This window comes from Saliniramus sp. (assembly GCF_035311605.1).
In the GTDB taxonomy this organism is placed as follows: domain Bacteria; phylum Pseudomonadota; class Alphaproteobacteria; order Rhizobiales; family Beijerinckiaceae; genus Saliniramus.
In genome coordinates, this window is record NZ_DATGCW010000238.1 from 1 (window position 1) to 15626 (window position 15626).

The window sequence follows — 15626 nt, forward strand, 5'->3', positions numbered from 1 at the left end:
GAGTGTCAGCGGCAGGAGCGTGCCGAGATCGCCGAAGGCGCCACTCCATTCCCCGGGCCCGAATCCGAACGGGCGCCCCGGCAAAGGCGTCGTTCTTCCCGAGAAAGGGGTGCCGGTTGATTCGCTCACGTATTCATCCGCCCTGAAAGCGCTGATCGGGAATGCCCCCGATGGCGCGAACGCGCGTATCATATAGCATTTTGTCAGATGCTGCACGGCCTCGAACCCGAGCCGGGGTTCGGGGGTTGTCACGGGACGCGAACGACGAAAAATCTGTCGGGAAGGCGGGGCGCGGGCGCACCGAAAGCAGGCGAGAAGGAGAAAGCGGGTTGCTGGAAATCAACGAAAGCTATGCGAGCGACATCGTGCGGCTGCGGTTGTCGGGGATCGTCACTTCCCATGAAGTCGAGCAGGCGATCCCGCAGCTCGACCGCCTGTTTTCGGAGCGCAAGCCGCTCAGGCTTCTTGTGGAGCTCCTGGGTCTGGAGAGTGTCGAGCCGATGGCGGCCTGGGAGGAACTCTCCTTCCTCGCCCGGCATCGCGACGAGACGGCGCGCGTCGCCCTGATTGTCGATAGGTCCGGCGAGCGCCTTGTGGCGCGCATTACCGAGTTTTTCACGGGTGGTGAGCACCGGGAATTCCACCACGGCGAGGAAGCCGAGGCCCGCGCCTGGCTGCGCGCGACATAAGAGAGGATCAGTTCATGACCATTCGCGACGAAAGCCCCGTCGACCTCAATATCAGCGTGAGCATGGTGCACGAAATCGTTCTGCATGCGCGCGCCTATGACGTGAAAGTCGCCCCCGGCGCCAGTTCCGACGCCTCGAATCCGATCGATGACGACGAGATGCGCATCCTGGAGAGCCGCCGCGATGACAATACCGGCCCCGAGCTGCGGGCCGTGATCAACGGCCTCAATGACAGCGAAGCGGTCGATCTGATCGCCCTTGCGTGGCTCGGACGCGGCGATTTCGATCGCACCAGCTTCGAGGAGGCACGCGCGCTGGCCGTGGATCGCCACGGCGACAAGAATGCCGATTACCTGATGGGCATGCCACTGCTCGGCGATTACCTTGAGGAAGGTCTTGCGGAACTGGGCCATCCGGTGTCAGAGGAAGGCGAATGACGCGCCCGCCTGAAGCTCCGGGATGACCGTTCCCTTACCAACCCGTATCGAACCGCCGGATCCGCAGCTGCTGACCGATTTCGCTGCCGCCTTGCTGGCGCAGCTCGTCGATCCGCTGGTCATCGGCCAGATCCTCCTGATTGCGATGATCGGGGTGATCGCCTTTGCCGTGGGGCGGCGGTTCGAATTGCGTTTCGAGCGCCATGCACGGCGCATCCGCGAGAATATCAGCCTTTTGCGGCTGGCCGTGATCATCATGCGGCGCATGGTGACGATCACGCTGGCCGCTCTGCTCTGGCTGGCCTATGCCGCCATTCGCGCAGCTGACTTCGCCCTCGATGCCCACCTGGTCTTCCTGGCCGCCGCGCTCGCCAGCGCCTGGGTGCTGATCTCCATCGTCACGCGCCTGATCCGCAATCGGGTGGTCGGCCGCCTCGCGGCCATCCTGGCCTGGAGCTTCGTCGCCTTGCGTCTAACGGGTCTGTGGGCGCCGCTCGCGAGCGGTCTCGACGCCACGGCGATGGAAATCGGCGGGATGCGACTGTCCTTGCTGGTGATGCTGCAGGCGGGCTTCATCGTCGCGGCAGCACTCTGGGTCGCGGTCGTGCTCGGGCGGGTAATCGAGGATCGGCTAAACCATACCGAGGAGCTGACGCCCAGCCTGCGTGTGCTGATCGGCAAGCTGGTTCGCATCGGCCTGATCGTGCTCGCCACTGTGATCGCACTGACTTCGATCGGTATCGACCTGACGGCGCTGACGGTATTCTCCGGCGCGCTCGGCGTGGGCATCGGTTTCGGCCTGCAGAAGGTGGTCTCAAATTATCTCTCCGGCATCATCATCCTGGCCGACAAGTCGATAAAGCCGGGGGATACGATCTCGCTCGGGGACAAGGTCGGCTGGGTGCGCTCGATCCGTGCGCGCTTCGTCTCGATCGTCACCCGCGACGGCGTCGAGTTCCTGATCCCGAACGAGGATTTCATCACCAATCGGGTGATCAACTGGTCCTTCAGCGACAATTTCGTGCGCATCGACGCGAATTTCGGGGTCTCCTATGACAGTGACCCGCATCGCGTCCGCGCGCTCGCCGCAGAAGCCGCCGGCATCGTCGAGCGGGTGCAGACGCAGCCCGCACCCGTGTGCCATCTGCTCGGCTTCGGCGATTCCTCCCTCGATTTCGTGCTGCGTTTCTGGATCGCCGACCCGCGCAACGGTCTCACCAATGTGCGCGGCCAGGTCTTCCTCGCCCTGTGGGACGCATTCGAGAAAGCAGGCGTGAAGATCCCCTACCCGCATCGCGAGGTGATCCTGCAGGACCGGCAGCCGCCGGGCTGACCCGCAGCCTCAATCCGCCGGGCTATTTACCATCCGGAAACCATGCGGCCTCATGCTTAACGCATTCTTGCCGGATGCGGACATGGCGCCATGCGTCGCCTCGAGACCGGCGCGGTGGAGTGCGTGATGAAACATGTCGTGGTCTTGATGGGCGGCTGGTCCGCCGAGCGGGAGGTCAGCCTGAAGAGCGGCGCCGCCTGCGCCGATGCGCTGGAGGGCGAGGGCTACCGGGTGACGCGGCTTGATGTCACGCCCGACGTCGCCTCCGCGCTCGCGGCATTGCGACCCGATATCGCCTTCAACGCCCTGCACGGGCCGATGGGCGAGGACGGGCGCATCCAGGGCCTGCTCGAATATCTGCGCATTCCCTACACGCATTCCGGGGTGCTCGCCTCGGCTCTGGCCATGGACAAGGTCAAGGCCAAGACCGTGATGGCGGCGGCCGGCGTGCCCGTTCCCGTGGGGAAAGTCGTTAACCGGTTCGCGGTGGCGCAAACGCATGTGCTGGAGCCGCCCTATGTGATCAAGCCGATCGCCGAGGGCTCTTCCTTCGGGGTCATCATTGTACGCGACGAAGCCCGTCCGCCACCGCAGGAACTGAGCGGAACGGATTGGAGCTTCGGCGATGAAGTGCTTGCAGAGCAATATGTTGCAGGCCGTGAACTGACCTGCGCGGTGATGGGCGACACAGCCCTCGACATCATCGAGATCAAGCCCGCGACGGGTGGCTTCTACGACTACGACGCGAAATATGCGAAAGGCGGCTCGATCCACGTCCTGCCTGCGGAAATTAAACCGAATATTTACCAACACATTCAACAGTTGGCGTTAACGGCGCATCAATCTCTCGGGTGCCGCGGGGTGAGTCGCACAGACTTCCGATACGATGACGGGCCGGGCGGAAGCGGCCTCCTCGTCGCTCTGGAAGTCAACACGCAGCCCGGCATGACCGAGACGAGCCTGGTGCCCGAAATCGCCGCCCACAAGGGCATATCATTTGGTGAGCTTGTACGATGGATGGTCGAGGACGCCAGTTTGAACCGCTGAAGACCGGTGCGCCCGGTCGAGCGGATGCGCGTGCGCGGCAGGCTCCGGGTGAGACCGGAACCGGCCCCGGGCGGCGCGTGCTGCAGCGTCTCGCCTCGCTGACCTTCGGTGCGCTTCCCTTCACCCGCTATCGCGATCCTGCGCGCCGGGCCCGTCCGCGCAATGCGCTGGAACGGCTGGAGCGGCAATTGCCGCGTTTCGTCGGCCTGTGGCTCGCACTCGGCTTCTTCGGCACCACAGCCGTGACCGGCCTCGCCGCAAGCGGACAGATTGCGCAGTTCTTCGAGGAGCGCGGGCGCCCGCATCATATCGCCGCGCAGATCTTCGGTTTCGGCATTTCCGAGATCGCCATGACCGGCCTGATCCAGTTGCGCGAGCGCGAAATCCTCAATGCTGCGGGGATCGACCCCCGCGTCGCCCTGCCCTTCCTTAATGTCACGACGGCGCGCGAATCACTCGAATCGCTGCCGCTCGTGCACAGCGCCACTGTGCGCAAGCTCTACCCTGACGGCGTCGTCATCAATGTGGTCGAACGCGAACCCTTCGCCCTGTGGCAGGTGGATGGCAACGTCTATGTCATCGCCATGGACGGGGAGGTGATCGACTATTTCCGCCCCGATCCGCGCTATCTGCCGCTTCCGCAGGTCGTCGGTGAAGGCGCGCAGACGCGTCTTGCGGAATATTTCGAGCTGATCGATGCCGCCGGCGCGCTGAGCCAGCGCATACGGGCCGGGACACTCGTCGCCGAGCGGCGCTGGACGCTCAAGCTCGATAACGGCATGGATGTGCGCCTGCCTGAAGACGAGCCGGCCGAAGCGCTGCAGCGGCTCGCGCGCCTTGATGCTGAGCATGACCTTCTTGAAAAGGACGTGATCGCCATTGATCTGCGCATGCCGGATCGTGTGGTTGTGCGGCTGACAGCGGAATCGTGGTCCGCCTATGAGTCGGAGATGCGCAAACGTCCCCTGCGTGGTCGGGAGGTGCGCACATGAGCCCGACCAATCCCCTGAATCAGAACATGACGCCGCGCCTGAAACCACTGCCACCGCGGCGTTCCACCATGCTCTCCGTGCTCGATATCGGCACCACGAAGGTCGTCTGCATCGTCGCGCAGCTCCAGCCCTGGGAAGGGATCGAGACCCTGCGCCGGCGCAGCCATCTGGTGCGCGTCGTCGGGATCGGCCACCACCGTTCGCAAGGCCTCAAGGGCGGCGTCGTCGTCGACCTGGAAGCGGCGGAGAACGCGATTCGCCAGGCGGTGCATGCCGCCGAGCGCATGGCGCGGGTGGAAATCCAGTCGGTGATTCTCGGCCTGTCGGGCGCGCGCCTCGGTTCGCAGCATTTCGAGGCCCAGATCTCGGTACGCGGCGGCCCGGTCGGCGAGGAGGATCGCGCCCGGGTGCTGCGTCTGGCGGCGACGGACGGGATCGCGCAGGAGCGCATCGCCGTCCACGCCCTGCCGACGCGCTACAGCCTCGACGCACAGTCCGACATCGCCGATCCGGCCGGCATGATCGGTGACAATCTCGGCGTCGCCCTGCATGTGGTTTCGGCGCAGTCGGCAGCGGTGCGCAATCTCATGCTCGCGGTGGAGCGTTGCCATCTCGGGGTCGAGGCCGTGGTCGCTTCGCCGTTTGCCGCCGGGCTTTCCGCCCTCGCTGATGACGAGAGCGAAATGGGGGCCGTGGTGATCGATTGCGGTGGCGGCGCGACCGGGATTTCAGTCTTCGAGAACGGCCATCTGGCCCATGTCGATGCGTTCGCAGTGGGCGGCCATCACGTCACCATGGATATTGCGCGCGGCCTCTCCACCGGGATCGCGGCGGCCGAGCGGCTCAAGCTGGTGCATGGATCGGCCATGGCCGACCAAACCGACGAGCGCGACCTGTTCACGGTGCCGCAGATCGGCGACGACGAGCGCAGCGCCAGGAAGCATCTGCCAAAATCGCAGCTGGTGAAGATCGTCCAGCCGCGTATCGAGGAAATTCTGGAACTGGCGCGCGACCGCCTCGCCGCCGTGGGTTTCACGCCGCGCCCGGGTCGGCGCGTGGTGCTTACCGGAGGGGCGTCACAGCTGGCCGGGCTGCCTCAACAGGCCGCCCGCATTCTCGAGGGGCAGGTCCGCATCGGTCGCCCGCTCGGCATCAAGGCCCTGCCAGAAGCTGCGAAAGGCCCGGCCTTCGCGGCGGCGACGGGGCTGCTCGTCTATCCGCAGATCGCGCATGAAGAGTATTTCGACATGCGCAATGGCGGATTTTTCGCAGGAACCGGAACCGACGGCTATCTCTCGCGGGTAGGGCGCTGGCTGCGGGAGAGTTTCTAGAGGTCAAGTCAAGCATCCGGATCCGGCGCAGCCGCATCGGAACCGGGGATGAAAGCGTAAGGCGCGGTCCGCTGCGCCGGGTCACGGAAAAGGCCACGAGGGGGCCGAGAGGGCACGAAGTCATGGCAATCAGTCTGCAAGCTCCGGAAATCCGGGAACTCAAGCCGCACATCACCGTCTTCGGCGTCGGCGGCGCGGGCGGCAATGCGGTCAACAACATGATCGAATCGGGGCTTCAGGGCGTCGATTTCGTCGTGGCGAATACCGACGCCCAGGCGCTCACCTCGTCCAAGGCACAGCGTCTCATCCAGATGGGCATCGCCGTGACCGAGGGTCTCGGCGCCGGCTCGCAGCCCGATATCGGGCGCGCGGCGGCGGAAGAGGTGATCGACGAGATTCGCGATCAGCTCTCGGGTGCGCACATGGCCTTCATCACCGCCGGGATGGGCGGTGGTACGGGCACGGGTGCCGCCCCGGTCATCGCCCAGGCGGCCCGCGAGATGGGCATCCTCACCGTGGGTGTGGTGACCAAGCCCTTCCAGTTCGAGGGCTCGCGCCGCATGCGCCTGGCCGAATCGGGCATTCAGGAATTGCAGCAATCGGTCGACACGCTGATCGTGATTCCAAATCAAAACCTGTTCCGCGTCGCCAACGAGAAGACCACCTTCGCCGATGCCTTCGCCATGGCCGACCAGGTGCTTTATTCCGGCGTGGCCTGCATCACCGATCTGATGGTCAAGGAAGGTCTGATCAATCTCGATTTCGCCGATGTCCGCGCGATCATGCGCGGCATGGGCAAGGCCATGATGGGCACCGGCGAAGCCAGCGGCGAGGATCGCGCCATGACCGCTGCGGCGGCGGCCATCGCCAATCCGCTGCTCGACGACGTCTCCATGCGTGGCGCACGCGGCCTGCTGATCTCGATCACCGGCGGCCCGGACCTGACGCTCTACGAAGTCGACGAAGCCGCTACGCGCATCCGCGAGGAGGTCGATTCGGAAGCCAACATCATTCTCGGCGCCACCTTCGACGAAGGCCTCGAGGGCGTGATTCGCGTCTCCGTTGTCGCCACGGGGATCGACCACGAAGTCGGTGTCGATGCCGGTGAGGTGACGGCGACCGAGCAGCGCATCGCGGAAGTGGCCGAGCGGCTGCGCGCCGAGGCCCGTGCCCGGGCCGCCCAGGCGGCGGCGCAGCGTTCACTGGTTCAGGGGAACAAGCCCGCCGAAGCCTCTCCCGTTGCGGCTGCGCAGCCCGCTTCGGAAACCCCGGTTGAGCCGGCGGATGACGCGACCAGGTCAGAAGCCGCAGCGCCGGCACAGGCGCCACGCCCCGATCCGTCCGCCGCCGTCGCGCAGGCGCTCGCCGAACCTTCGGCCAAGCCGCAGGGTGAAACGAACCCGCCGCAGCAGGAACAGGTCCGCGCGCAACAGCCCGCACCGCAGGCGCCGGTCGCACGCTTCGCCCCCGTGGCCGAGCAGGCTCCCGCAGCGCAGGCGGCAGCACAGCCCGCGCCGCAGCAGCCCACGCCTCAACCCGCTGCGCCGCAGAAGCCCTCTGTCGCTGCCAATGCGCCGGTCTCCGCAGCCTCCACCGAAATGCCTCATTCGGCCGGGCAACAGGGCCACGACGCGCCCTTCATGCCGCCACAGCCCGAGCAGGTGCTGCGGGCACCGCGCATGCCGCGTGTGGACGAATTGCCGGTCCCGGCCCAGAACCAGATCCGGGCGCATCATGAGGCCGAAGGCAAGCGCCCGAGCCTGTTGCAGCGCCTGGCCACGGTCGGTTTCGGACGCCGTGAGGAGAATCAGCAGCCGGTGCACGGCCATGATCATGGGCATGAATACGGGCATGAATACGGGCATGAATACGGGCGTGATCACGGCCATCAGCCGGAGCCGGCGCCGCGTCAGGAGCATTCCGCTCATGCCGGCGGGATGCCCGCAACCGCGCCGAGCGCACCGGCTCAGGCTCCCCGGCAGGCTGCCGCGCAGCTGCAGCCCCAGCCCCCGGCACAGCGCCCGGCAGCGCCCGGCATGTCGCCGGCCCATGCGGAATTCGCCAAACGTCCAGCGGCGCCGCAGGGATATCGCCCGGCTCAGGGACAGCTGGACGCCCATGGCCGCGGCCAGGCCCCGGCACGCAGCCTCGATGACGATCAGCTGGAAATCCCGGCCTTCCTGCGCAGACAGGCGCAGTGAGTCGGCGTCATCTTCGGGCCATCGCTTGAACACAATCCGCCCCGGATCGATCATCCGGGGCGGTTTTCTTTAAAAAACAAAATATTTCAATACATTAGCGATAGCCTCAAATTTCGTATCAATTGTAACAGAGCGAAAGAAAGCGTGATTTGGCCTGCACGTCTGCCATGATTATGGTGCGTCCAGATAACAACGGGTCACACGGCACATACGCCGTGTCGGGGCATCAACAACGGACAGGGTCTGATCGTGGCACGGGAAGCGATTTCCGGTGACGGCTCTTGCCGAGGTGAGCATAATGAAACAAACGCATCAGAACACGCTGGCTTCCTCGACGGTCGTGTCGGGGATCGGGGTTCATTCCGGCGACAGCGTGAAGATGGCTCTCCACCCTGCCGATGCGGATCACGGCATCGTCTTTCTCCGCACCAATCTTCCCAACGGCGTTGATCGCCTGATCGATGCGCGGCACATGAATGTCGCGGCGACGGAGCTGTGCACCGTCGTCGGCGACCGCAATACCGGCGCTGTCGCCACGATCGAGCATTTGATGGCGGCCCTGTCCGGGCTCGGTGTGGACAACGTGCTGGTCGAGATCGATGGTCCGGAACTGCCGATCGTCGATGGCAGTGCGGCGCCCTTCGTCGATGCAATCGATGCAGTCGGCCTCGTCGCGACCGAGGCGCCGCGCCGCGCCCTGCGCATCCGCCGTCCCGTACGGGTCGATTCCGGCAAGGCCTTCGCGGAACTCACCCCGCATGACGCCCCCCTGCGCCTCGATGTCGAGATCGACTTCACCGATTCCGCGATCGGCCGGCAGCGCTGGGTGCACGAATCACATCCCCGGGCCTTCCGCCGTGATATCGCCCGTGCCCGCACCTTCGGCTTCATGCGCGATGTCGAACATCTGTGGAAAGTCGGTTTTGCGCTCGGCGCCTCGCTCGATAACACGGTCGCGGTCTCGGAAGACGGTGTCGTCAACCCGGAAGGCCTGCGCTTTCCCGACGAGTTCGTCCGCCACAAGTTGCTGGATGCGATCGGCGATCTTGCCCTCGCCGGGTACCCCATCCTCGGTTCCTATCGCTCCTATTGCGGCGGTCACCGCCTCAATTTCGCCGTTCTCGAAGCCTTGTTCTCGGATCGCGCCAACTACGAACTGGTGGAGCTCGCACCGCGCCGTGAACATGCTGCGAGCAATGTCGGCGCACCGGCCTTCGGCAATTCCCTTCGCTGAACCGTCCACCAGCCAAATACGTGCTCGCATGTCGCGCCGTTGCTTCGGTACCGTGCTTCCTGCATGACGGGGTGCGATCAGCCTTTGCGTCGCGGGCGCGGCTGCGCTAAACAGCCTCGACGGCGCAGCTCGGGCGACGTCAGGATTTCGGAGGTTTGACGGAGCATGTCTTTCGCGAATGCGTTTTTCGGCGCAAAAGCGGGTATCTCCCGCGCGCTCGTCGTCGCTGGTCTGGGGCTAGCCCTTGCCGGTTGCGATACCATGACGTCGCTCAATCCGTTCGATCGCGCGGAGCGTTACACGCCCGAGATCATCGAGCAGAAGCCGGCTGAGGAGCTCTACAATCAGGGCCTCGCCGGGATCGAGAGCCGGGATTACCAGCGCGCGATCGAGAGCTTCACCGATCTCGAGGACCAGTATCCGGTCTCGGACTGGGCAAGAAAAGCGCTGGTGATGAAGGCCTTCGCCTATTACAGCGCCAACGCCTATGATGATGCGATCGGTGTGGCCCAAGGCTACCTGCGCCAGTATCCCGGTAGCGAAGACGCAGCCTATGCGCAATACATCATGGCCATGGCCTATTATGACCAGATTCCGGATATCACGCGTGATCAGGAACGCACGCAGCGTGCCATCCTCGCATTCCAGGAACTGATCGACCGTTATCCCGACTCGGAATATGTCGAGGATGCTCAGGCCAAGCTGTTGCTGGCCTATGATCAGCTCGCCGGCAAGGAGATGGAAGTCGGGCGCTTTTATTTGAACCAGCGCAATTATACCGGCGCGATCAACCGCTTCCGCAATGTGGTCTCCGAGTATCAGACGACGCGCCATGTCGAGGAGGCGCTCTCGCGCCTGACCGAGGCGTATTTCGCGCTCGGTATTACGGATGAAGCGCAGACGGCGGCTGCGGTTCTGGGGCATAATTTCCCCGAGAGCCGCTGGTATCGCGATGCCTATGTGCTGCTCGAATCGGGCGGCCTGGAACCGCGCGAGAACCGGCAATCATGGATCAGCCGTGCCTTCGCCGATTTCACGCGCGGCCTGATCAGCTTCTAGAACCGGCAAAACCCATGCTGGTTCAGCTCTCGATCCGCGACATCGTCCTGATCGACCGGCTCGAGCTCCAGTTCGATGCCGGGCTGAGCGTGCTCACCGGCGAGACCGGTGCCGGCAAGTCGATCCTTCTCGACGCCTTCGCCCTGGCGCTGGGCGGGCGCGGCGACGGGTCGCTCGTGCGCCACGGCGAATCGCAGGGGCAGATTACAGCCGTGTTCGATGTCGAGACGAACCATCCCGCCCGCGCCATCGCGGCGGAAGCGGATATCGATACCGAGGGCGACCTGATCCTGCGCCGGATGCAGATGGCGGATGGGCGTACCCGCGCCTTCATCAATGATCAGGCGGTCAGTGTCCAGGTTCTGCGCGCGGTGGGCACGAAACTGGTCGAGATCCACGGCCAGCATGATGACCGCGCCATGATCGATCCGGCGACCCATCGCGCGATTCTCGACGCCTATGGCGGGCATGAATCCGCCGTCGCCGCCGTACGCGACGCAGCTGCCACCGTGTCGCAGGCGCGCAAGGCGCTCGACACGCAGCGCGCGCGCATCGAGAAGGCGCGCCGCGACGCCGATTATCTGCGCCATGCCGTCGAGGAGCTCGACGCGCTTGCGCCGCAACCCGGCGAGGAGGCCGAGCTGGCGGCACGGCGACAGGAGATGATGCAGGCCGAGAAGGTCACCGCCGAACTCTCCGATGCCCAGGACGTCCTCTCCGGCCAGGCCTCTCCCGTCCCCGCGATCTCGGCCGCCCTGCGCCGGCTGGAGCGGCGGTCCGAGCAGGCGCCGCAGCTGATCGAGCCGAGCGTGCGCGCCCTCGATACCGTGCTCGTCGCCTGTGACGAGGCGCGTGATTCACTCGAACAGGCGCTGCGCGATGCGCAATTCGACCCGCGCGAGCTCGAGAATGTCGAGGAGCGCCTCTTCGCCCTGCGCGCAGCCGGTCGCAAATACGACGTTCTACCCGATGATCTCGCGGAGCTGCGCGCGCGTTTCGCCGCAGATGTCGCCACAATCGATGCAGGCGAAGAGGAACTCGCCTCCCGCGAAGCTGCCCTGGCGCAGGCCGAGGCCGCCTATCGGGAAGCCGCACAAGGCCTGAGCGCCGCTCGGGCGAAGACGGCCGCGACGCTCGATGCCGCCGTCGAGAGAGAGTTGCCGCCGCTCAAGCTGGAGCGCGCGCGCTTCATCACGCATATCACGGTCGATGAACAGTCGCGTGACGCCAGCGGCTTCGACCGGGTTGAGTTCTGGGCCCAGACCAACCCCGGAACGCGCGCCGGACCGATGATGAAGGTCGCTTCCGGCGGGGAGCTGTCGCGCTTCATGCTGGCCTTGAAGGTGGTGCTGGCCGATCGCGGCTCCGCGCCGACCCTCGTCTTCGACGAAATCGATACCGGCGTCGGCGGCGCCGTGGCGGATGCGATCGGCCAGCGCCTCGCGCGCCTCGCCGCGAGCACACAGGTAATGGCCGTCACCCACGCCCCGCAGGTCGCAGCGCGCGCGGAACGTCATTTCCTCATCGCCAAGGAATCCATCGCCGAGGAAGAGCGGGTGGCGACGCGCGTCGCGCCACTCATCGAGGAAAACCGCCGCGAGGAAATCGCCCGCATGCTGGCCGGCGCCACCATCACCAGCGAAGCCCGCGCCGCCGCCATCAAGCTCCTCGAAGGCGCCCTCGCCCGGCACTAGTGCGTTCCGACCTGACGGAGTCAGGACGGGCGCTCCAGGTGGTTGCTCAACGCCTCATTCCGTCAGCCAGTATCCACCTGACGGAATGATGCCCTGGATCACACGAGTGCGCGCGCGAGAGTCCAGAGAGCGTGCACAGGGCCCGGGTTATACGCCGCCCCATGCCTGGGCTCTGGTTTGAACGCGGTTCGGGTGATAAGGGGAAACGGATAAGGTGCGTGCCATGAAATGCGCCGTATCTGCCGACTGGGCACGGGATCAATGAACGTCACCACCACACGCACAGCGCTCGTCACCGGCGTTGCCGGTTTCATCGGCTTCCACCTCGCCCGTCGCTTGCTGGCGGATGGCTGGGTGGTGATCGGCATTGACGGGATGACCGATTATTATGACGTGCGTCTCAAACGGGCACGCCTCGCGCATTTGCGGGGCGCGGGCGGCGAGGGCACCAACGCCTTCCGTTTCCATGAGGTGATGCTGGAGGACGCCGCGCGCATTGCGGAGATCTTCGCGCAGGCGAAGCCGGATACGGTGATCCATCTCGCGGCCCAGGCCGGCGTGCGCTATTCGCTGGAAAATCCGCGCGCCTACATCGATTCGAATCTCACCGGCACCTTCAACGTCATGGAGGGTGTGCGCGAGAGCGCGCCCCGGCATTTCCTCGCCGCCTCCACGAGTTCCGTCTACGGCGCCAATACCGAGATGCCCTTCGGCGAGACGCAGCGCACCGATCATCCGATCACGCTCTATGCGGCCACCAAGAAGGCCAACGAGGCGATGCTGCATTCTTATGCGCATCTGTGGAACCTGCCGACGACGGCGTTTCGCTTTTTCACCGTCTACGGCCCTTGGGGGCGACCGGACATGGCGCTGTTCAAATTCGTCAAGGCTATCCTCGCGAGCGAGCCGATCGATATCTATGGCGAGGGCCGGATGCAGCGCGATTTCACCTATATCGACGACCTGATCGAATCCATCACCCGCCTGATCGAGACCCCGCCGGAGGCGGGCAAACCCGCCGAGGGTGTCGATGATTCGCTCTCGCCTGCCGCGCCGTGGCGCGTGGTCAATATCGGCGGCGGTCAGCCGGTGGGGCTCCTGCCCTTCATCGAGACCATCGAGCGCGAGCTCGGTCTTGAAGCGATCCGCAACATGCTGCCGATGCAAAAGGGCGATGTACGCGAAACCGTCGCCTCCGCCGATCTGCTCGAAGCCCTGACGGGATATCGCCCCGGGACAACGGTCGAGGAAGGCGTGCGGCGTTTCGTGGCCTGGTATCGGGACTATTACGCGATCGGGTGAGCAAGCCGATAAAGGCCGGTTCGCGTCCGCATTCTTGCCATACAACCCCGTCTTGGCCCACACGCCCCACCACTGCACTTGCCCCAGCGCCCCGCGCAGGCTTAATTGCGCACTGCGAAAATCAGACGGGAGCAAGGCGACATGGCGTGGGATTTCTGGGTGGATCGGGGCGGCACCTTCACGGATGTGATCGGCAAGGATGCGCAGGGCGCGCTCACCTCGCGCAAGCTGCTCTCGGAAAATCCCGGCGCCTATCGCGATGCGGCGGTGCAGGGCATCCGCGATCTGCTCGGCCTGAAGGATGGCGAGCCGATCCCGAAAGGCGCCATCGGCGAGGTGCGCATGGGCACCACGGTCGCCACCAACGCCCTGCTCGAACGCAAGGGCGACCGCACGCTGCTCGTCACCACGAAGGGTTTTCGCGATGCGCTGCGCATCGGTTATCAGGGCCGACCCGACATTTTTGCCAAAGCGGTCAAGAAACCCGACGAGCTCTATGACGGCGTCATCGAGATCGACGAGCGCATCCTCGCCGATGGCACCGTCGAGGCGGCACCCGATCCCGAGGTCGTGCAGGCCGCTTTGGAACAGGCCCGCAGCGAGGCCTATCAGGCGGTCGCCATCGTCTTCATGCATGCCTATCGCTTCGCCGATCACGAGAAGCTGGTGGCGGGAATCGCCCGCGAGATCGGCTTCCCGCAAGTCTCTGTCAGCCACGAGACCAGCCCGCTGGTCAAGCTCGTCGGGCGCGGCGATACCACCGTGGTCGATGCCTATCTCTCGCCAATCCTCGCACGCTACGTGCAGCAGGTCTCCGATGCGCTGGAGGTCGAGCGCATCGGCGCGCGGCTGATGTTCATGATGTCGTCGGGCGGGCTTACCGCCGCCGATCTCTTTCAGGGCAAGGATGCGGTGCTCTCCGGCCCCGCCGGCGGCGTGGTCGGCCTCGCCGAGACCGGACGCTCGGCCGGGTTCGGCCAGGTGATCGGCTTCGATATGGGCGGGACCTCCACTGACGTTGCCCATTACGACGGCGAATACGAGCGCGCCTTCGAGACCGAAGTTGCCGGCGTGCGCATGCAGGCGCCGATGATGCTGATCCACACCGTCGCGGCCGGCGGCGGCTCGATCCTGCATTATGACGGCGCGCGGCTGCGGGTGGGCCCCGATTCCGCCGGCGCCGATCCCGGCCCCGCCTGCTACCGGCGCGGCGGGCCGCTCGCGGTGACGGATGCCAATGTCATGACCGGCAAGCTCATACCGGAATTCTTCCCGCGCATCTTCGGCCCCAACCGCGACGAGCCGCTGGATGCCGAGGCCGTGCGCGCGCATTTCGCCGCACTCGCCGAGCGCATCGGCGACGGGCGCAGCGCCGAGGAAGTCGCCGACGGTTTTCTCAAGATCGCGGTGGCCAACATGGCCGAGGCGATCAAGAAGATCTCGGTGCAGCGTGGCTATGACGTCACCCGCTACGCGCTCAACTGCTTCGGCGGCGCGGGCGGCCAGCATGCCTGCCTCGTTGCCGATGCGCTGGGCATGAAGACCGTGCTGATCCATCCGCTTTCCGGCCTGCTTTCGGCCTACGGGATGGGGCTCGCCGATATCCGCGCCACCCGCCAGGGCGCCCTCGACATCCCCCTCGACGATCAAGCCCCGGCGGGTCTCGTCGAGACCGCGACGCCGCTGGTCGCCGAGGCTCTGGGCGAGATCGCCCATCAGGGCGTCCCGCTCGATCGCACACGTATCGTCGTGCGCGCGCATATCCGCTATGCCGGCACGGATACGGCGCTGCCGGTCGAGGCGGCCATGCTGGAAGGCGAAGCCGTGCACGCGGCCTTCGCAAGCGCCGATGCGCAGGCCATGCGCGGTGTGTTCGAGGAGGCGCACAAGCGCCGTTTCGGCTTCGTCGACGAGACCAAGCCGCTGGTGATCGAGAAGGTCGAGATCGAGGCGATCGGCGGTGGCGCGCAATTCGTCGAGGATGAGGTCGCGGAAACCGCCACGGGCACCGCGCCGCATGATCACGAGACGCGTTTCTTCTCCGAGGGCTGGCGCGAGGCGCGGGTCTATCGCCGGGAGAGCATGCAGCCGGGCCATCGCGTGCCAGGCCCCGCCATCATCGTCGAACCCAACCAGACCATCGTGGTCGAGCCGGGCTGGGAAGCCAAGCTGACCGGGCGCGACCATCTCGTGCTCGCCCGCGTCGAGGCCCTGCCGCAACGCGTTGCCGTCGGCACCAAGGCCGATCCGGTGATGCTGGAGATCTTCAACAACCTGTTCATGTCGATCGCCGAACAGATGGGCGTC

The 15626-nt window shown here is 65.5% G+C and carries 12 protein-coding genes; all 12 read left to right on the forward strand.

Annotated elements, in window-relative coordinates; genetic code table 11:
• Positions 1-329 precede the first annotated feature (329 nt).
• Positions 330-689 (forward strand): STAS/SEC14 domain-containing protein, encoded by a 360-nt coding sequence (locus VKP01_RS10690; protein WP_324412128.1) that lies wholly within the window; start codon positions 330-332, stop codon positions 687-689.
• A 14-nt stretch (positions 690-703) separates the two neighbouring features.
• Positions 704-1126, forward strand: a complete 423-nt coding sequence (locus VKP01_RS10695) for a DUF3775 domain-containing protein (RefSeq protein ID WP_324412129.1) — start codon at positions 704-706, stop codon at positions 1124-1126.
• A gap of 22 nt (positions 1127-1148) precedes the next feature.
• Positions 1149-2459, forward strand: a complete 1311-nt coding sequence (locus VKP01_RS10700; RefSeq protein WP_324412130.1) for a mechanosensitive ion channel family protein — start codon at positions 1149-1151, stop codon at positions 2457-2459.
• Between the two features lie 123 nt (positions 2460-2582).
• On the forward strand, positions 2583-3506 hold the full coding sequence (locus VKP01_RS10705; protein ID WP_324412139.1) for a D-alanine--D-alanine ligase: 924 nt from the start codon (positions 2583-2585) through the stop codon (positions 3504-3506).
• Positions 3473-4498: a cell division protein FtsQ/DivIB gene (locus tag VKP01_RS10710; RefSeq protein ID WP_324412131.1), complete on the forward strand. Its 1026-nt coding sequence runs from the start codon at positions 3473-3475 to the stop codon at positions 4496-4498. Before VKP01_RS10705 ends, VKP01_RS10710 begins: the two co-directional genes overlap by 34 nt.
• On the forward strand, positions 4495-5829 hold the full coding sequence (gene ftsA / locus VKP01_RS10715) for a cell division protein FtsA (RefSeq protein WP_324412132.1): 1335 nt from the start codon (positions 4495-4497) through the stop codon (positions 5827-5829). Before VKP01_RS10710 ends, ftsA begins: the two co-directional genes overlap by 4 nt.
• A gap of 122 nt (positions 5830-5951) precedes the next feature.
• On the forward strand, positions 5952-8030 hold the full coding sequence (gene ftsZ / locus VKP01_RS10720) for a cell division protein FtsZ (RefSeq protein ID WP_324412133.1): 2079 nt from the start codon (positions 5952-5954) through the stop codon (positions 8028-8030).
• A 298-nt stretch (positions 8031-8328) separates the two neighbouring features.
• Positions 8329-9264, forward strand: coding sequence for a UDP-3-O-acyl-N-acetylglucosamine deacetylase (gene lpxC / locus VKP01_RS10725; RefSeq protein ID WP_324412134.1), 936 nt, complete (start codon positions 8329-8331; stop codon positions 9262-9264).
• A 165-nt stretch (positions 9265-9429) separates the two neighbouring features.
• Entirely contained in the window at positions 9430-10323 is an 894-nt protein-coding gene (locus VKP01_RS10730; protein WP_324412135.1) for an outer membrane protein assembly factor BamD, read from the forward strand.
• 14 nt (positions 10324-10337) lie between these two features.
• The gene (recN, locus tag VKP01_RS10735; RefSeq protein WP_324412136.1) at positions 10338-12017 is read left to right on the forward strand and encodes a DNA repair protein RecN; all 1680 of its coding nucleotides are present in this window, start codon (positions 10338-10340) and stop codon (positions 12015-12017) included.
• 261 nt (positions 12018-12278) lie between these two features.
• Positions 12279-13319, forward strand: a complete 1041-nt coding sequence (locus tag VKP01_RS10740; RefSeq protein ID WP_324412137.1) for an NAD-dependent epimerase/dehydratase family protein — start codon at positions 12279-12281, stop codon at positions 13317-13319.
• A gap of 141 nt (positions 13320-13460) precedes the next feature.
• A partial coding sequence (locus VKP01_RS10745; RefSeq protein WP_324412138.1) for a hydantoinase/oxoprolinase family protein occupies positions 13461-15626 on the forward strand: 2166 nt, incomplete at its 3' end.